Source organism: Leisingera sp. M658, assembly GCF_025144145.1.
Taxonomy (GTDB): Bacteria; Pseudomonadota; Alphaproteobacteria; order Rhodobacterales; family Rhodobacteraceae; genus Leisingera.
Map to the genome: position 1 here is coordinate 1,641,794 of NZ_CP083546.1, position 17,291 is coordinate 1,659,084.

Sequence of the window (17,291 nt, forward strand, 5' to 3'; positions counted from 1 at the left end):
GATCAAATTTTATTGCGGCTGACTGTGCTTTGCGGGTATCGGCAGTCAGCTGATTGCAAACGGGAATTCCGCAACGGCCAGGCCGGCCGTAGCCATCACCGCCAGCAGCAGCAGCATATTGCCGCGAACCATCCAGACGGCAAACGGCGCCAGCAGAACCAGCAGAACCGCAGTGCTGTTCATACTGCTCCAGACCGGAACAGGCATGTGCAGAATGCCTGCTTCAAACACCTGCGTTCCGGCAAAACCCACATGCATCATGAACCACACGGACAGGTTCAGAATGACACCGGCCACTGTCGCCGTTACCGCCTTTAGCGCCATGCCAAGCCGCGGATGCGCGGCGATACGCTCCACATAAGGCGCGGCAGCAAAGATCCACAGAAAACACGGCATGAAGGTTGCCCAAAGCGCCACCGCGCCGGCGGCCAGAAACAGCCCGGACCCGCCCTGCGTCAGACCTGCCAGCATGGCGACAAACTGGGTGACCAGGATCAGCGGGCCAGGGGTTGTCTCGGCCAGGCCCAGGGCATCAATCATCTGCCCGGCAGTGATCCAGCCGAATTGGCTGACTACAGTCTGGCTGATATAGGCCAGCACCGCATAGGCGCCGCCAAAGGTCACAACGGCAAGTTTGGAAAAGAACCAGCCGATGTCCGCCAGAAACCCCGCCCCGGACAGCGAGAGGGCAATCAGCGGCAACAGCCACAACCCGCCCCAGACTGCAATGGTGCTCAAGGTACTGCCGTTGCGGACAGGCGCTTGGTGCGCGGGGCCGCCGGTGCTGCTGTCTTTGCGCAGCAATCCAATGCAGGCGGCGGCCAGCACCACCAGCGGAAACGGCAGGTTGAACAGGAACAGTGCGGCAAAGCCGAACCCCGCCAGCGCCCAGTCCAGCGGATGGTGCAGGGCCTTGCCCGCCAGCCGCCGCAGCGCCTGCAGGATGATGACCACCACCGCCGCCTTGACCCCCAGAAATGCCGATTGCACTGCGGGCAGGGTGCCGTATTGCGCATAAAGCCAGACCAGCACCGCTATCACCGCCGCCCCCGGCAGCACAAACAGCAGCCCCGCCAGCAGCCCGCCGGCAGTGCCGCGCATCCGCCAGCCGGTATAGGTCGCCAGCTGCATCGCCTCCGGTCCCGGCAGTAGCATGCAAAAGGACAGGCCGCGCAGAAAGCTGTCCTCGCTCAGCCAGGGCCGGTCTTCAACCAGCTCCTTATGCATCACCGAAATCTGCGCTGCGGGGCCGCCAAAGCTCAGCACCCCGATGCGCCCGAAGACACGGAACATCTCCGTCCAGCTGGGATGGTTCATGCCTTGCGGTCCGCAGGCCAGTCGTGGCCTTCACTCTGGCCGTCGCGGGCCCAGCGGTATAGCGCATCATATAGGGTCATGCCTGCCTCAAGCTGCTGATGGTCGTCTTTGTACTGGCGCGACAATCCGACCGAGAGGGCCAGAAGCCCCGCCGCCTCGGGTGCCAGATTGTGCCGGTTGGTGTCGGCGCCTCTCACAACCAGGGACAGCCTGTCAAGCGCAGGCGTTCTGAGGCCAAACTCATCCAGCATGGTGTCAAAGGTGCAAAGCGGTCCGCGATGGGACCAGAACACACCCTCGACATCAAACGGCGTGGCGCCAAAGCGGTCTGCAACACCGGTAACCTCAGACGGCGAGACAAACAGGATGCGAGCGTCCGGATCCGCAAAGCGGCGGATCAGCCAGGGGCAAGCGATGCGGTCGATCTTGGGCCGGTGGCGGGTCACCCACAGGCTGCCGCCGCCCACCGGCGCGGGCAGGATGCTGGCGGGAATGCGCGGCGCATCCTTCAGGGCGCGCCACGCAAACATGCCGCCTTGCAGGTATTCCGCCTCAATCCCGTCATTGCGCAGCCAGGCGGCCAGGCCTTGCGACAGTTTGATGCCCTTCTGGCAGATCACCACGCAGCGCCGCCCGTTCAGGCGGGCCTTGAGGCCTTCAATATCCTGATGGGAATGGCGGAAAGAGCCAGGGATCAGAAAGGGATCCGCGGCAAAATCTTCGTCAATGCAGATATCCACCAGAACCGGCGCATTCGGTGTGCCGATCAGGCGCAAGAGCTGGGCAGGGGTGATTTCATTCGGGGCAGCCATAAGCATGTCTCCTCGCAAGCGAAGGTTAACATGCGAACCTTGGGCTTGTCGCCTCACGGGGCGTTCGCGGTTGTCCCCATAGCTCCTAAGAACCGCATTTACGGCAGTCTTGTCAAGATTACGCAGGCCGGCAATGCGCCGTCACTTCAACCGTTCGCCAGTCATGCAAACTGCCAGGGCCTCGGGCGGCAGCTGGCCCAGCTTCTCGAACATCCGGAAGTAATCCATGTTGGAATGCAGTTCTGCGATCTTGCCATCCGCCACCCGCGCCATCACCTGACCGGTGATCTGGAAGGGCATACCATCACTTGGGTTGCAGGTGCGTACCAAAAGCCGGACGGTCACCCAGTCTGCGGTTTCCATTGCGTGGGTGAAAGTGACAGTCATCGGCCCCAGCAGGTTGCGCAGCGCTGCGACAACTTCGCCATAGTCGCATTCCGGTTCCGCAAGGGCAGAGATTGCGCCGTAAATCAGCGTGTCCGGTGTCATCACCTCGGCAACAGCGTCCATATTGCCTTTGCACCAAACCTCTTCAAACCAGTAATGCAGCAGCCGGGTCAAAGGCATTTCAGCCGGGCATGCGGAGTCAAACGGGACCGCCATGGCCGGGGCGCACTCGGCTGAATGCTGCGGCAGATCGTGCGCAGGCGCCGCCCGGCGCGGGGATACTGCGGTAATCTCGGGTTCAATGATAGGTTTGGGCATTCAGTCCGGGGTGTGTTTGGGGCCGGGCAGGCGGCATCAAGGGCAGGCTGCCTGCAGACAGGCTGCTGTTCAGATGTGCCTGCTACAGGTGCTGCAAGCAGACTTAAAGCGCCAAAAAGGTGATTTTTGGCAGGGTGCCGTAACGGCAGCATAAACACAGGGCGGAAAGTGCAGGTTTCTGTTGCCAGGTACCTGCGAACCCCGCCTTACGCTGCTAGGCGCAAGGGCTTAGTTTCGGCGACATTAACAGCTTACGCTGCTACTGCCATTGCCGGAGCACGATTGTCATTTGCAATTGTACTTTTTGGGCCGGTACGGTGGCACCCCGCCGAGACAAAGCTAACCCCTTTAGACGTCCGTCGATCCTGTTTCGACCCCATGATCCCCAAATGAAGGATGTTTGGTGGAGTCGCCGGGTACCGCCCCCGGGTCCGATCCGTTTATTACGAGCGCGTTTATGTCCATAGTTCCACAAGGGAACACTGCGAATATAGGGGTGTATCAAAGGGAGTTAAAGGCCGAAAATCACACGGGCGGCATTTGGGCCGGGGCTGCTGTTGCGGATTTTGGCAAACAGGATGTGATCACCGCGCGGCTGCCCGTGCTGCAAACACATCTGCGGCCAGTTTCCGGGTCTCGGTTTCAAGATCCTGCAGGCCGGACACCGCGGCCGGGCCGTCACCACGCTCAATCGCGTCGGCAATGCAGGCATGAAGCGCAGTGATTGCGGCGCGGTCCCGTGCGGTGAAGGTAATGATGTTCATCAGGGGCTGCATTGCTTCCACCGCGCCGGCCAATTGATAAGACAGCACCGGGTTATGCGCCCCGTCCACCAGCGCCCGGTGAAAAGAGACATCCGAGGCGCAGAAGGCCTCATCGGTTAGGCCAGGCTGGTTTTGCCGGAAGATCTCGGTCCGCATGGTGGCCAGCTGATCCGGGGTGCGGCGCTGCGCCGAAAGCGGCGCGCAAGAGCGTTCCAGCGCATAGCGGGCTTCGCAAGCGGTATCAAAGCTCACCGCGTTCATGCTTAGTAGCAGGGTTGAGGTGGTGATCTGCTGCGAATAGGCGTCCTCAAAGCTGAGCCGGTTTACAAACGCCCCGCCGGTCGCGCCGCGCTGGGTGCGGATCAAGGACTGCGCTGCCAAACGCTTCAGCGCTTCCCGCACGGTGGAACGGGAGACCTGAAACTGCTCCGACAGTTCGCTTTCAGACGGCAGCCGCTCATCCACGATCAATGCGCCCGAGATGATGGCATCCTTGATAGCCTGCGCTATCTGAACCGAAAGATCGGCGGAACTGTTGGGGTCAATCTTCATTCTCAGGGCCCTGACGCAGCACTACGCCGGAGGTGTCCCGGCAAAAAATCATTTGTCTGACATTTAAAAGTCTGACATTTAAAACGTAAGGCGTGAGTCGGGAGAAAGCAATGCTCGGATCATCCATGCGCAACGTTCTGTGGTTTGGGTTCCTTGGTGATGTACTCCATGAGCACCGGCATGGGCCGGACATAATCGCGGCTACGGGCCTCAAATCGCGGGTGCGTGATTATGGCCGGGTTTGGAACTTTGGCGGTAAGTCTGCGGAAACCTGCCCGATTGACTGGTCCGGTTCCAAGCAAAGGCGAAACCGGCGGGGGCGGTTCCGGCCGGCTCCGCTGTTGGTAAACTATACTGTGTAACGCTCATATGGAGACTTGAGTTTGGCGAACATCTTTCCGTCCCGCCGCATCCGGCGCACACCCTTTTCCAAAGGGGTCGAGGCCGCAGGCGTCAAAGGGTACACTGTCTACAACCACATGCTGCTGGCGACAGTGTTTGAAAGTCTTGAATACGACTGCGCGCACCTGAAGGAGCATGTGCAGGTCTGGGATGTGTCCTGCGAACGGCAGGTCAGCATCAAAGGGCCGGATGCGCTGCGGCTGATGAAACTGATCAGCCCGCGCGACATGGACCGGATGGCGGACGATCAGTGTTATTATGTGCCGGCGGTGGATCACAACGGCGGTATGCTGAATGACCCGGTGGCGGTGAAACTGGCGGCGGACCACTACTGGCTGTCGCTGGCCGATGGCGACCTGCTGCAGTTCGTGCTGGGGATCGCCATTGCCAAGGGCTTTGATGTCGATATCGTGGAGCCGGATGTGTCGCCATTGGCTGTGCAGGGACCCAAGGCCGACGATCTGATGGCGCGGGTGTTCGGCGATGCGGTGCGCGATATCCGCTTTTTCCGCTACAAACGTCTTGCGTTCCAGGGTGCCGAGCTGGTGGTGGCGCGCTCAGGCTGGTCCAAGCAGGGCGGATTTGAGATTTATGTCGAAGGGTCGGATCTGGGAATGCCTTTGTGGGATGCGCTGTTTGCCGCCGGGGAGGACATGCACGTCCGTGCGGGCTGCCCGAACACCATTGAACGCATCGAAAGCGGGCTGTTGAGTTACGGCAACGACATGACCCGCGGCAACACGCCATATGAATGCGGACTGGGTAAGTTCTGCAATTCGCCCGAGGACTACATCGGTAAGGCCGCACTGGCAGAACAGGCTGCAAACGGCCCCGCGCGCCAGATCCGCCCGCTGGTGATCGGTGGAGAGATCCCACCGTGCCTGGATGCTTGGCCGCTTATTGCTGACGGACGCCAGGTGGGGCAGGTCGGCTCGGCCGTTCATGCGCCGGAGTTTGGAGTGAATGCGGCGATTGGGATGGTGGACAGGTCCCATTGGGTGCCCGGCACGGTGATGGAAGTGGAGACCCCGGCAGGAATGCTGCCCGCAACAGTTCAGGAGAGGTTCTGGCGGTAGGAGCGGGGGCGCTGCCCCCGCCGCGGCAGGCCGCGGCTCCCCCGGGATATTTTGGGCCAGATGAAAATGGGATCTGGCTGGGTTTTTGGAAAGGGAATGTGAAATGTTCAATGCATTGGTTGTGAACAAGGACGAAGACAGCGGCAAGACGTCTGCCGCGGTACAGCCGCTTAGTTTGGAAGACCTGCCCGAGGGAGAAGTGACCGTGGCGGTGGAGTATTCCACCGTGAACTACAAGGACGGCCTGTGCATCGGGCCGGGCGGCGGGCTGGTGCGCAAGTACCCGCATGTGCCAGGGATAGATTTTGCCGGCACGGTCGAGACGTCCTCGGATGACCGCTACAAAGCTGGCGACAAGGTGGTGCTGACCGGCTGGCGCGTGGGCGAGGCGCATTGGGGCGGCTATTCCCAAAAGGCCAACGTGCGCGCCGATTGGCTGGTGCCGCTGCCTGAGGGGCTGGATACCCGCCAGGCAATGGCAGTGGGCACTGCGGGCTTTACTGCGATGCTGGCGGTGATGGCGCTGGAGGATCATGGACTGGAGCCCGGGCATGGTCCCGTTCTGGTCACCGGTGCCGCGGGCGGTGTCGGCTCGGTGGCCACCGCGATCCTGGCGAACCTCGGCTATGAGGCGGCCGGCGTCACGGGCCGCCCGGAAACCGCGGACTATCTGAAATCCCTGGGCGCCACCCGGATTGTGCCCCGCGAGGAGATCAACGAGACCACCAAACGCCCGCTGGAAAGCGAAAGCTGGGCGGGCTGTGTCGATGCGGTTGGCGGCGCCATGCTGGCACGGGTTCTGGGGCAGATGAAATATGGCGCCTCGGTTTCTGCTGTCGGCCTTGCGGGCGGCGCCGGGCTGCCTGCCACCGTCATCCCGTTCCTGCTGCGCGGCGTGAACCTTTTGGGCATCGATTCCGTCATGCAGCCTTATGACAACCGTCTGCGCGCCTGGGAGCGGATCGCCAAGGATCTGCCGATGGACAAGCTGGAGGCAATGATCCAACCCGCCGCCCTTAGCGACCTGCCGCAGCTGGGGGCGGATATCCTCAAGGGCCAGGTCAAGGGGCGTGTTGTGGTTGACGTGAACGGCTGAGACCTGATCGGATGGCAACAAAAGGCCCCGGTGCTTTCCCGGGGCCTTTTGCGTGTCAGTCATTGTATTTGAAGAAACCCACCGAGTTGCCGTCCGGGTCGGTGGCATAGAAGAACCGCCCGGGCGGAATCTCGATAGTGGGGGAGACTACTTTGCCGCCGGCATCCGTGACCCGCTCCATCACATCTTCCAACTCGCCCTCAGCGGTCAGATGCAGCGTCGGGCCGCGTCCGTCGCCTGCCGGTTTGCCGGGATACAGATGCAGGGCAACGCCGGTTGCCTGGTCCGCAGGCTTGAACATTGCCATCGGGTTGGGACCGCTGGTGTCGATGCTCAACGCGGCACCGGTCACCTTGGAGTAAAACGTCACTGCCGCGTCCAGATCGCTGACGGGCAGTTCGCCCCAGACCAGGAAATCCTTGGGGGTATAGGCCATATCAAATCCTCCGTTTTTGCCTGCGGTCAGCATGACAGGCGCTGTTGTCAGTTTCTGGCATCAACCTGCGGTCCGGAGCATCTCCGGCAGGCAGGTTTCATACACGGCGTTTTATTCGAAATTTCCAGCTTGCAGGGCCGCAAGTGTTCCCTCAATCCTTACGCAGGAGTGCAGCCTTGGCCGACCGCCTGCCAAGAACCGGGAACACCTGACCGGTGCGCGATTTGAGGAGACAGAAAAGCAATGACCGCATTGGATATTGATTTTGTCCGGGCCCAGTTCCCGGCCTTTGGCGAACCCGGCCTGCGGGATCAGGCATTTTTTGAAAACGCGGGCGGCTCCTATACCTGCCGCCAGGTGATTGACCGGCTGACCCGGTTCTATACCCAGCGCAAAGTGCAGCCCTATGCCCCCTATGAGGCCTCGCGCCTCGGCGGCGCCGAGATGGACGAGGCCCGCGCCCGTCTGGCCGCGCTGATGGGCGTTGCCGCTGAGGAACTGAGCTTTGGCCCCTCGACCACCCAGAACACCTATGTGCTGGCGCAGGCCTTCCGCAGCTTCATGAAGCCCGGCGAAGCCATCATCGTCACCAATCAGGATCACGAAGCCAACACCGGCCCCTGGCGCCGTCTGGCCGAGGAAGGGATCGAGATCCGCGAATGGCGGATCGACCCGCAGACCGGCCATCTGGACCCGGCGCAACTGGAAAACCTGCTGGACGAAAATGTCCGTCTGGTCTGCTTCCCGCATTGTTCCAACGTGGTGGGCGAGATCAACCCGGTGCCCGAGATCACCGCCATGGCCCATGCCGCCGGCGCCTTTGTCTGTGTCGATGGCGTTTCTTACGCACCGCACGGGCTGCCGAATGTGGATGACCTGGGCGCCGATATCTACCTGTTTTCCGCGTACAAGACCTATGGCCCCCATCAGGGTATTATGGTGATCCGCAAGGCGCTGGGCGCGCTGCTGCCGAACCAGGCGCATTACTTCAATGCGGACACGCTCTACAAACGCTTCACCCCGGCAGGCCCGGACCATGCCCAGGTGGCGGCCTCGGCCGGCATGGCGGATTATTTCGAGGCCTTGGCGGCCCATCATGGCCACGCGGGCACTGCTGCCGAAACCGGCGCCTTTGTCCACGACCTGATGCGCGCGCATGAGGTTGACCTGCTGCAGCCGTTGCTGGATGCGGTAAAGGACCGTAACGATGTCCGCCTGCTGGGGCCTTCAACCGCAGAAAACCGCGCGCCCACCGTTGCCATTGCCCTGAACCGCCCGGCGGAACCGGTTGCCGCGGCCATGTCGGAATATGGCATCATGGCCGGCGGCGGCGATTTCTATGCTGTGCGCGCCCTTTCCGCCATGGGCGTTGATCCAAACGAGGGCGTGCTGCGTGTGAGCTTCACCCACTACACGTCCGAGGCAGAAGTGGCCAAGCTGATTGAGGTCTTGGACCGGGTACTGTAACGCAGACAGGGCAAGGAAAGCAGCATGAACAGCAGTTCCCCGGTGATCTGGTGGATAAGGCGGGATCTCCGTCTTTGTGACAATCCGGCGCTGACGGCTGCTGCCGCGTCCGGTGCGCCCGTGCTTCCAGTCTATATCCTCGACGAACAGGACGAAGCGCTGGGCGCAGCGCCCAAGTTCCGCCTTGGGTTGGGGCTGGAGCATTTCGCAAGGCAACTGGCCAGGGCCGGCTCCCGTCTGATCCTGCGCCGGGGCAAGGCGCTGGAGGTGCTGCAGCAGCTGGCCGTTGAAACCGGGGCAGGGGCCGTGCATTGGTCCCGCCTGTATGATCCGCAGGCCATTGCCCGCGACACCGCGGTGAAACAGCAGCTCTCGGCGCAGGGGATCACGGCCAAATCCCACGGCGGGCGGCTGTTGTTTGAACCCTGGACGGTCGAGACCAAGACCGGAGGCATGTACAAGGTCTACACCCCGTTCTGGAAGGCCGTGCGGGGCCGCAGCGTCAACAGCCTGCTGCCGGCACCCGCCGCGCTGCCGGCACCGGAAAACTGGCCCGCCAGCGAAGATCTCTCCGCCTGGAATATGGGCGCCGCCATGCGCCGCGGTGCGGATGTGGTCGCCCGCTACTGCCGTGTGGGCGAAGGTGCCGCGTTAAACCGTCTGGACGAATTCCTTGAATATTCTGTGGACGCCTACAAGGAGCGCCGCGACTATCCGGGCGAGGATGCCACCTCCGGCCTGTCGGAGAACCTTGCCTGGGGGGAAATCAGCCCGCACCGCATGTGGCACCTGGGCCGCGCGGCGATGGAACGCGGCAACCAGGGCGCGGAACATTTCCTGAAAGAGGTCGCCTGGCGCGAGTTCGCCTATCACCTGATGTACCACTCGCCGCATATGCTGACAGCCAGCTGGCGCAGCGAATGGCAGGCCTTTCCCTGGTCGCAGGACATCACGCGCCAGGTTCTGGCATGGCAGCGCGGACAGACGGGTTATGACTTCATAGATGCCGCCATGCGCGAACTGTATGTGACCGGCAAGATGCACAACCGGGCCCGGATGATCGTGGCAAGTTTCCTGACCAAACATCTGATGACGCATTGGAAAATCGGGATGGACTGGTTTGCCGATACGCTGGTGGACTGGGATCCGGCATCCAACGCCATGGGCTGGCAGTGGGTGGCTGGCTCCGGTCCCGACGCCGCCCCTTTTTTTCGTGTCTTCAACCCCAGCGGTCAGTTGGAAAAATTCGACTCATCAGGTGCTTACACGCGACGCTGGATTGCCGAGGGGCAAGGTAATGCACCGCAATCCGCACTGGATTTCTTTGACGCTGCGCCGCTGTCCTGGGAGCTGTCGCCGGACACTCCCCGCGCCAAGCCGGTGATCAGCCTGAAAGAGGGCCGCGACCGCGCGCTCGCGGCTTATCACGGTGCCCGTGAAAACCGCTGACGTATAGTTTTCTTGCCGGAAGGCCCCCTGCGGCCTAGCTTTTTCCTTGTAGCCAGTCCGTGTCTCACAGGGGGAAGCGCATGAAGCACACGTCCGTTGAGGGCCAGAAAGATCTGCCGCGCTACTTTGCTGCGGTGTTTGCCAAGGTGAAGGCCATGGAGGTCGGGCAGCTGGATATCCACCTGCCGGACGGGCGCATATTTTCCGCAAACGGGCGCGATCCCGGCCCCACTGCCGACTTGCATATCCGCAATCCCGACTGTTTTGCCCGGCTGATCCGCGAGGGCGATCTTGGCTTTGCCGATGCATACCTGGAAGGCTGGTGGAGCACATCGGACCTGCAGGCCTTTATGGATCTGGTGCATATGGGCGCCAATACCGTCTATGACGGTTTCCCGGGCCAGGGCCTGGCACGCGCTTATGAACGCTTCCGTTTCTGGCTGCACCGCAATCACCGCAAACAGGCGCAAAAGAATATCTCGTACCACTACGACCTGGGCAATGACTTCTACGGGCTGTGGCTGGATGATACGATGACTTATTCCAGCGCCCTGTTCCGCAGCGGCCAGGACAGCCTGGAGGCGGCGCAGACCGCGAAATACGCCTCGATGGTGGATCAGATGGGGGTGCAGCCCGGCGACCATGTGCTGGAGATCGGCTGCGGCTGGGGCGGCTTTGCCGAATACGCCGCCGGTCAGCGGGGGCTGAAAGTCACCGGTCTGACCATCAGTCAGGAGCAGCTGAACTTTGCCCGGCAGCGCATGGAAAAGACAGGACTTTCGAATCAGGTTGATTTGCGTTTGCAGGACTATCGCGATTGCCGCGGCACATTCGACGGCATCGCTTCAATCGAGATGTTCGAGGCCGTGGGTCAGAAATACTGGCCGGCGTATTTCAGCACCATCCGCGACCGGCTGAAACCCGGCGGCAAGGCGACGCTGCAGATCATCACCGTTGCCGACCGGCGTTGGGAGATTTACCGCAAAGGCGTCGATTTCATCCAGAAACACATTTTCCCCGGCGGCATGCTGCCGTCCCCGCATGTCCTGCGCAATCAAGTCGAGCGGGCGGGGCTGGGCGTGGTCCGCTCGATTGAATTCGGCGACAGCTACGACCAGACCCTGCGGCGCTGGCACGACACGTTCAACGCCCGCTGGGACCAGATTGCCGGCTTGGGATTTGATGACCGCTTCCGCAAGATGTGGAACTTTTACCTCACTTCCTGCGCCGCGGCCTTTAAGACTGGCAATTGCGATGTAACGCAGATTACAGTTGCGCATCGCTGACTGAACTGGCCGCACGGATTGTAACCAGACATGCCCACCGGAGCCCGACTGACCGCCGCCTTTTGTCTTGCCTTGGTGGCGTTCTTTGTGTCCTTCCTGGTTATGCCGCTGATGCCCGAAGGCACCGATTTCGGCTATTTTGTGCATGTGAATGTGGCGCTGGGACTGCTGAGCGGCTGGATCTTCATGGGCAAACGCGCCGGCCGCGGGCTGGTGCCCGGTATCAACAATGGCCTCACGGGCATGGTGGTGATGGTGCTTTGGGCGCTGTTCATCCAAGGCACCTGGGAGATGTTCCGCCTGGCCATGCGTCACCGCTATGGCGGTCCGTTTGAGGCACTGTCGCAGATCTTTGTGATTGCACTGGAGTATTTCTTTGTTATCGCTGTGCCATCTGTGCTGGTGCCATTGGCCGTGGGCGGGGTTCTTGCCGGTCTCGCGACCGAGAACGCCTCCCGCCGTTGGCGCTGAAACGTCTTCTTAACAACAGGTTGTATTCCGTGGCTGATCTCTTTTTCTTTGGCACGCTGCGCCATATCCCTTTGCTTGAACTGGTGCTGGGCCGCAGCGGTGCAGCGCTGAACGCGCAGGGTGCAAAATTGTCCGGCCATGGTGTCTATCAGGTGGTTGGCCAGCCGTTCCCAGCGATTGAGGCACGCGCCGGGGCCACGGCTGACGGCGTACTGGTGCAGGGGTTGTCGCCTGCCGATCTGGATGCGCTCAACTTTTACGAAGGCGGCTTCGGCTACGCGCTGAAACCGGTTTCGGTTCAGCTGGAGGACGGCAGCACCGCTCCGGCGGAGGTCTATTTCCCCGAACCCGGCCTGTGGCAAACCGCTGAGCCGTGGGATCTGGCGGCCTGGGTGCAAAAATGGGGCGCGCTGTCCCTGCGCGCCGCTGAAGAGGTGATGTCTTATCACGGCCGCATGACCGCCGAAGAGGTGGCCCGCTGCTTCCCCTCGGTCCGCCGCCGCGCTGCCGCTTGGCTGGAGGCGCAGGCGCGTCCGGGTGATCCGGAGCATGACCTGTCAAAGGACGTGATCGTCCACAGCCACAACCGCGCCTACCTGAATTTCTTTGCGATGGAAGAAATGAACCTGCAGTACCGCCGCTTTGACGGCAGTCTCAGTCCGGTCATGGAACGCTCTGCCGCGATGGCAGGCCATGCGGCAGTGCTGCTGCCCTATGACCCGGTCCGCGATCAGGTGCTGCTGGTGGAGCAATTCCGCGCACCGCCCTTTATCATGGGCGAGGCGCACCCCTGGATGTGGGAGCCGGTCGCAGGCGTGATCGACCCCGGCGAGACGCCCGAGGAAACCGCGATCCGCGAGGCGCAAGAGGAGGCAGGCGTCACTGTCCAGCGCCTGGAGCCGGTGGCGCAGGTTTATCCGTCCAGCGGCGCACTGGCGGAATTCATTCATGTTTTCATCGGTATATCTGACCTTTCTGACGTCAATGGCGGCGGCGGTGTCGCCGGTGAGGGCGAGGATATCCGCAGCCAGGTCCTTAGCTATGACGAATTGATGCAGGGCGTTGATGCGCAGATCTATCAGGACATGCCGCTGGTCACTGCTGCACTGTGGCTGTCACGCCACCGTGAGCGGCTGCGCAACGCACCGTCCTGACCGCTTCGCGCCTTGTGAACGCCGGGGCGCTTAGTTACACCTTGGGAGAACGATCGAAAGGGATACCATGCGCATTGCACGCGATCTGGCTGATGCCATCGGCCACACACCTCTTATCCGCCTGAACCGCGTCAGCGAAGAGACCGGCTGCGAGATCCTGGGCAAGGCCGAATTCATGAATCCGGGCCAGTCGGTCAAGGACCGTGCCGCGCTTTATATCATCAAGGATGCCATTGCCCGCGGCGATCTGAAGCCCGGCGGCACCATTGTCGAAGGCACCGCCGGCAACACCGGTATCGGCCTGGCGCTGGTTGGCGCCTCGATGGGGTTCAAGACGGTGATTGTGATCCCGGAAACCCAGTCGGAAGAGAAGAAAGACATGCTGCGCCTGGCTGGCGCCCAGCTGGTTCAGGTGCCTGCGGCCCCTTACCGCAATCCCAACAACTACGTGCGCTATTCCCAGCGTCTGGCAGAGAAACTGGCCAAGAGCGAACCGAACGGTGCGATCTGGGCCAACCAGTTCGACAATGTGGCGAACCGCCAGGCCCATGTGGAAACCACCGGCCCGGAAATCTGGGAACAGACCAGCGGCAAGGTGGACGGCTTTGTCTGCGCGGTCGGATCCGGCGGCACCCTGGCAGGGGTGGCCGAAGCACTGCAGCCCAAAGGCGTCAAGGTTGGTCTGGCCGATCCGCTGGGGGCAGCTCTCTATTCCTTTTACACCACGGGTGAGCTGGCCTCCGAAGGCAGCTCCATCACCGAGGGCATCGGCCAGGGCCGGATCACCAAGAACCTGGAGGGCTTCACGCCGGACTTCAGCTATCAGGTGCCGGATGCCGAGGCGGTGCCTTATGTCTTTGATCTGCTGCACGAGGAAGGCCTGGTGCTGGGCGGATCTTCCGGCATCAACATTGCCGGCGCCGTGCGTATGGCCAAGGACATGGGGCCGGGCAAAACCATTGTCACCGTTCTGTGCGACTATGGCACCCGCTACCAGTCCAAGTTGTTCAATCCGGATTTCCTGCGGGAGAAAAACCTGCCGGTGCCAGAGTGGATGACCCACACGCCCGCGTCGATTCCAGGCGTATTTGAGGACGTATGACACCTATCATAACCGCTTTGCGGACTGCTTTGCTGGGGCTGGCCTTGATGGCCGGCCTCGCTTTGCCTGCGCTGGCTCAGCTGACTGCTGAATCCCGCGCCTATTATCAGGACTGGCTCAAGACCGCCAACCGTGCGGAAGAGGTCATCGACGCCAGACGGGCCTCCAGCGCCGCTATGGAAGCGCTGCGCAAAGAGCTTACCACCTACCGGCAGAATTTCCTGGCGGCGCGCACCGATAACGGCGACCGTATTCAGACGCTCGAAGGCCAGCTTGGCGCGCTTGGCCCGGCGCCCGGCGAGGGCGAGAGCGAGCCCGAGGATATCGCCCAGCTGCGCCGCTCGCTGGAACAGCAGCTGAAGGACCTCAAGGTTCCGCGTATCGTTTCGGAAGAGGCCTACAGCCGTGCCAACGGGCTGATCACCGAGATTGACAAGATCATCCGCGAGCGCCGAACCCGCAGACTGCTGGAACGCGGACCCTCGCCGTTCAACCCTGAAAACTGGGCCGGGGCGTTGCGCTCGCTGACCCGCTCCGGCAGCTCCTTGTGGAACGAAACCGCCTCCAGGGTGGGCAGCGCCACCACGGCTGAACGGGTGCAGAACAGCCTGCCGGCACTGCTGTTGCTGCTGCTGATCGCAGCATTGCTGGTGTTCCGCGGCCGGCCCTGGGCCCATGCGGCGGGCGACTACCTGCGCCAGTTCGGCAGCTCGGGCCGCGGTGTCTGGGGCTTTGTGGTCTCGCTGCTGGAGGTGATCCTGCCCTTTATCGGCATCATCTGCCTGACCGCAGCGGTGGACCTGTCCGGGGTGCTTGGCATCCGCGGGTCGATCCTGCTGGATTATGTGCCCGGCTGGGCGCTGCTGCTGCTGTCGTTCCACTGGCTGGGCAACCAGCTGTTCTCCAGCCGCATCGAGAACGATCTGGTTCCGGTGCAAGAGGGGCGGCTGAATGAAACCCGGCTGATGGTCGATATTCTGGCGGTGATCCTGGTTCTGCAGGATGCGCTGACCCAGCTGGAAAACATCGACAGCATCCCGGCTGAGGCCCATGCGGTGGCCAGCTTCCCGCTGATTATGGGCGCGGCCCTGGTGCTGCTGCGCCTGCACCGGATCGGTGCCAAGCGGCGTCAGCAGCAAAGCAGCGATGAGACCGAAGACGACGGCGCCATTGCTGCCGGTGCCAACCGGATCATGAATCTGGTGCGCCGTGCCACCTATTTGCTGGGGTTTGTGTCGCCGGTGCTGGCGGCCTTTGGTTATGTGAACGCAGCTGAGGCGCTGATTTACCCCGCTGTGTCCACCCTGGCGCTGCTGGCCGCGTTGCTGGTGCTGCAGCGCTTCCTGGGCGACCTCTACGGCTGGCTTTCCGGCAAAGGGTCCGAGGCGCGGGACTCACTGTTTGCGGTGATGATCGGCTTTGTGCTGGCGGCTTTGGCCTTGCCGCTGGTGGCGCTGATCTGGGGCGCACGGATCGCAGATCTGACTGAGCTGTGGTCGCAGTTCCTGGAAGGGTTCCAGATCGGCGACACAAAGATCTCTCCAACCGCTTTCCTGACGTTTGCCGTTGTCTTTGCCGTCGGCTATGCGCTGACGCGGCTGGTGCAGGGCTCCTTGCGCAATTCGCTGCTGCCCAAGACCAAGATCGACCCGGGCGGTCAGAACGCGATCACCTCCGGCCTTGGTTATGTCGGCATCTTCCTGTCAGCGGTGATTGCCATCTCGATGGCAGGGCTGGACCTGTCGTCGCTGGCGATTGTTGCTGGTGCGCTGTCGGTTGGCATTGGCTTTGGCCTGCAGACCATCGTGTCGAACTTTGTGTCCGGCATCATCCTGCTGATCGAACGCCCGATATCCAAAGGCGACTGGATCGAGGTCGGCGGGCTGATGGGCTATGTGCGCGACATTTCGGTGCGCTCCACCCGGATCGAAACCTTTGACCGCTCCGACGTGATCGTGCCGAACTCGGACCTGATCTCGGGCACCGTTACCAACTACACCCGCGGCAACACCGTGGGCCGGGTGATTGTGCCGGTGGGCGTCGCCTATGGCACCGATCCGCGCAAGGTGGAGGCAATCCTGAACGAGGTCGCCAAGGCGCATCCGATGGTACTGCTCAACCCGGCACCCAGCGTGGTGTTTCAGGGCTTTGGCGCCGACAGTCTGGATTTTGAGATCCGGGCAATCCTGCGCGATGTGAACTGGGTTCTGTCGGTGAAATCCGACATGAATTATGAAATCTCAAAACGGTTCGACGAAGCAGGGATCGAAATCCCCTTCATGCAGCGCGACATCTGGATCCGTAACCCCGAGGCGCTGACCCCGGACAAACCGGCAACCTCTGCCGCGGCGTCCGCTTCCGCACCTGCTGGCGCACCCGCATCTGCTCCGCTGAAGCCGGATCTGGCGGATGTGCAGCAGGACCCCGAAGAAGATGCTGATGGAGATGCCGATGCCGACAAGTGACCTGCTATTCCGCAAGGACGCCTATGCCCGGATGACCGAAGCACTGGTGCTGGCCCATACGGAACAGGGCGGGCTGATCCTGGACCGGACCCTGTTCTACGCCACCGGCGGCGGCCAGCCTGGCGATAGCGGCCAGCTTTTGTGGGGTGATGGCCAATGCACCATTGCCACCACTGTCAAAGGTGAAGACGGCGCGGTGGTTCTGGTCCCGCATGAAGATGAACCATTGCCCGCCGAAGGCACTACGGTCACCCAGGTTCTGGACTGGGACCGCCGTTATGGCCACATGCGGGTTCACACTGCGCTGCATCTTTTATCAGTGGTGATCCCGCTGGAAGTGACCGGCGGCTCGATCAGCGCAGACAAAGGCCGGCTCGATTTCAACATGCCTGAGGCGCCCGCGGATAAACAGGCGCTGCAGGACCAGCTGCAGGCGCTCATTGACCGTGATCTTGAGGTGACCGAGGATTGGATCACCGATGCCGAACTCGACGCCAACCCGCAGCTGGTGAAAACCATGTCCGTCTCGCCGCCGCGCGGGGCAGGGCAGGTGCGGCTTGTCCGCATCGGCACCGCTGACCAGCAGATTGATCTGCAGCCCTGCGGCGGCACCCATGTGAAACGCACTGGTGAAATCGGCAAAATCCGCCTTGGCAAGGTGGAGAAGAAGGGCAAGCAGAACCGCCGCGTCTATCTCCATCTGGAGACTTGAAAAAGAATGCGGGCCGGAGTGCTTT

At 62.0% G+C, this 17,291-nt stretch carries 15 protein-coding genes, 1 other RNA gene and 1 pseudogene; 11 read left to right on the top strand and 6 right to left on the bottom strand.

What is annotated here, in order from left to right:
• Positions 1–45: 45 nt before the first annotated feature.
• The 5 genes from chrA to K3724_RS08260 form a co-directional block, all read right to left on the bottom strand.
• Complete coding sequence (chrA, locus tag K3724_RS08240) at positions 46–1,317, bottom strand: chromate efflux transporter (RefSeq protein ID WP_259991719.1); 1,272 nt, start codon at positions 1,315–1,317, stop codon at positions 46–48.
• On the bottom strand, positions 1,314–2,129 hold the full coding sequence (locus K3724_RS08245) for a sulfurtransferase/chromate resistance protein (RefSeq protein WP_259991721.1): 816 nt from the start codon (positions 2,127–2,129) through the stop codon (positions 1,314–1,316). Before K3724_RS08245 ends, chrA begins: the two co-directional genes overlap by 4 nt.
• Positions 2,130–2,270: 141 nt before the next feature.
• Entirely contained in the window at positions 2,271–2,834 is a 564-nt protein-coding gene (locus tag K3724_RS08250; protein WP_259991723.1) for a nuclear transport factor 2 family protein, read from the bottom strand.
• A gap of 167 nt (positions 2,835–3,001) precedes the next feature.
• Positions 3,002–3,354: a transfer-messenger RNA gene (ssrA, locus tag K3724_RS08255) on the bottom strand.
• A 64-nt stretch (positions 3,355–3,418) separates the two neighbouring features.
• Positions 3,419–4,150, bottom strand: a complete 732-nt coding sequence (locus K3724_RS08260) for a FadR/GntR family transcriptional regulator (RefSeq protein ID WP_259991725.1) — start codon at positions 4,148–4,150, stop codon at positions 3,419–3,421.
• Positions 4,151–4,332: 182 nt separating this feature from the next.
• Here K3724_RS08260 and K3724_RS08265 point away from each other — a divergent pair.
• The 3 genes and pseudogenes from K3724_RS08265 to acuI form a co-directional block, all read left to right on the top strand.
• A pseudogene (locus K3724_RS08265) lies at positions 4,333–4,512 on the top strand (hypothetical protein); the annotation flags it as partial.
• Positions 4,513–4,533: 21 nt separating this feature from the next.
• Positions 4,534–5,628 (top strand): dimethylsulfoniopropionate demethylase, encoded by a 1,095-nt coding sequence (locus K3724_RS08270; protein WP_259991727.1) that lies wholly within the window; start codon positions 4,534–4,536, stop codon positions 5,626–5,628.
• Positions 5,629–5,731: 103 nt separating this feature from the next.
• On the top strand, positions 5,732–6,724 hold the full coding sequence (gene acuI, locus K3724_RS08275; protein ID WP_259991729.1) for an acryloyl-CoA reductase: 993 nt from the start codon (positions 5,732–5,734) through the stop codon (positions 6,722–6,724).
• 55 nt (positions 6,725–6,779) lie between these two features.
• Here acuI and K3724_RS08280 read toward each other — a convergent pair whose 3' ends face one another.
• Positions 6,780–7,160 (bottom strand): VOC family protein, encoded by a 381-nt coding sequence (locus tag K3724_RS08280; protein WP_129372902.1) that lies wholly within the window; start codon positions 7,158–7,160, stop codon positions 6,780–6,782.
• 243 nt (positions 7,161–7,403) lie between these two features.
• Here K3724_RS08280 and K3724_RS08285 point away from each other — a divergent pair, with 243 nt between their 5' ends.
• From K3724_RS08285 to K3724_RS08320, 8 genes are all read left to right on the top strand, one after another.
• Positions 7,404–8,627: an aminotransferase class V-fold PLP-dependent enzyme gene (locus tag K3724_RS08285; RefSeq protein ID WP_259991731.1), complete on the top strand. Its 1,224-nt coding sequence runs from the start codon at positions 7,404–7,406 to the stop codon at positions 8,625–8,627.
• 24 nt (positions 8,628–8,651) lie between these two features.
• The gene (locus K3724_RS08290) at positions 8,652–10,076 is read left to right on the top strand and encodes a deoxyribodipyrimidine photo-lyase (RefSeq protein ID WP_259991733.1); all 1,425 of its coding nucleotides are present in this window, start codon (positions 8,652–8,654) and stop codon (positions 10,074–10,076) included.
• An 80-nt stretch (positions 10,077–10,156) separates the two neighbouring features.
• Positions 10,157–11,362, top strand: a complete 1,206-nt coding sequence (locus K3724_RS08295; RefSeq protein WP_259991735.1) for a cyclopropane-fatty-acyl-phospholipid synthase family protein — start codon at positions 10,157–10,159, stop codon at positions 11,360–11,362.
• Between the two features lie 30 nt (positions 11,363–11,392).
• The gene (locus K3724_RS08300; RefSeq protein WP_259991738.1) at positions 11,393–11,833 is read left to right on the top strand and encodes a TrgA family protein; all 441 of its coding nucleotides are present in this window, start codon (positions 11,393–11,395) and stop codon (positions 11,831–11,833) included.
• A gap of 29 nt (positions 11,834–11,862) precedes the next feature.
• On the top strand, positions 11,863–12,987 hold the full coding sequence (locus tag K3724_RS08305; protein ID WP_259991740.1) for an NUDIX domain-containing protein: 1,125 nt from the start codon (positions 11,863–11,865) through the stop codon (positions 12,985–12,987).
• A 67-nt stretch (positions 12,988–13,054) separates the two neighbouring features.
• Positions 13,055–14,089 (top strand): cysteine synthase A, encoded by a 1,035-nt coding sequence (locus tag K3724_RS08310; RefSeq protein WP_259991741.1) that lies wholly within the window; start codon positions 13,055–13,057, stop codon positions 14,087–14,089.
• On the top strand, positions 14,086–16,554 hold the full coding sequence (locus tag K3724_RS08315) for a DUF3772 domain-containing protein (protein WP_259991743.1): 2,469 nt from the start codon (positions 14,086–14,088) through the stop codon (positions 16,552–16,554). Before K3724_RS08310 ends, K3724_RS08315 begins: the two co-directional genes overlap by 4 nt.
• Positions 16,541–17,266 carry an alanyl-tRNA editing protein gene (locus K3724_RS08320; protein ID WP_259991745.1) on the top strand — a complete coding sequence of 242 codons (726 nt, stop codon included), beginning with the start codon at positions 16,541–16,543 and terminating at the stop codon, positions 17,264–17,266. The genes K3724_RS08315 and K3724_RS08320 overlap by 14 nt, the downstream gene beginning before the upstream one ends.
• Positions 17,267–17,291: the final 25 nt, after the last annotated feature.

Excerpts from the sequence above, each read along its gene's own strand:
- chrA (WP_259991719.1), bottom strand. The coding sequence starts at position 1,317 with ATGAACCATCCCAGCTGGACGGAGATGTTCCGTGTCTTCGGGCGCATC.
- K3724_RS08245 (WP_259991721.1), bottom strand. The coding sequence starts at position 2,129 with ATGGCTGCCCCGAATGAAATCACCCCTGCCCAGCTCTTGCGCCTGATC.
- K3724_RS08250 (WP_259991723.1), bottom strand. The coding sequence starts at position 2,834 with ATGCCCAAACCTATCATTGAACCCGAGATTACCGCAGTATCCCCGCGC.
- K3724_RS08260 (WP_259991725.1), bottom strand. The coding sequence starts at position 4,150 with ATGAAGATTGACCCCAACAGTTCCGCCGATCTTTCGGTTCAGATAGCG.
- acuI (WP_259991729.1), top strand. The coding sequence starts at position 5,732 with ATGTTCAATGCATTGGTTGTGAACAAGGACGAAGACAGCGGCAAGACG.
- K3724_RS08280 (WP_129372902.1), bottom strand. The coding sequence starts at position 7,160 with ATGGCCTATACCCCCAAGGATTTCCTGGTCTGGGGCGAACTGCCCGTC.
- K3724_RS08285 (WP_259991731.1), top strand. The coding sequence starts at position 7,404 with ATGACCGCATTGGATATTGATTTTGTCCGGGCCCAGTTCCCGGCCTTT.
- K3724_RS08290 (WP_259991733.1), top strand. The coding sequence starts at position 8,652 with ATGAACAGCAGTTCCCCGGTGATCTGGTGGATAAGGCGGGATCTCCGT.
- K3724_RS08295 (WP_259991735.1), top strand. The coding sequence starts at position 10,157 with ATGAAGCACACGTCCGTTGAGGGCCAGAAAGATCTGCCGCGCTACTTT.
- K3724_RS08300 (WP_259991738.1), top strand. The coding sequence starts at position 11,393 with ATGCCCACCGGAGCCCGACTGACCGCCGCCTTTTGTCTTGCCTTGGTG.
- K3724_RS08310 (WP_259991741.1), top strand. The coding sequence starts at position 13,055 with ATGCGCATTGCACGCGATCTGGCTGATGCCATCGGCCACACACCTCTT.
- K3724_RS08315 (WP_259991743.1), top strand. The coding sequence starts at position 14,086 with ATGACACCTATCATAACCGCTTTGCGGACTGCTTTGCTGGGGCTGGCC.
- K3724_RS08320 (WP_259991745.1), top strand. The coding sequence starts at position 16,541 with ATGCCGACAAGTGACCTGCTATTCCGCAAGGACGCCTATGCCCGGATG.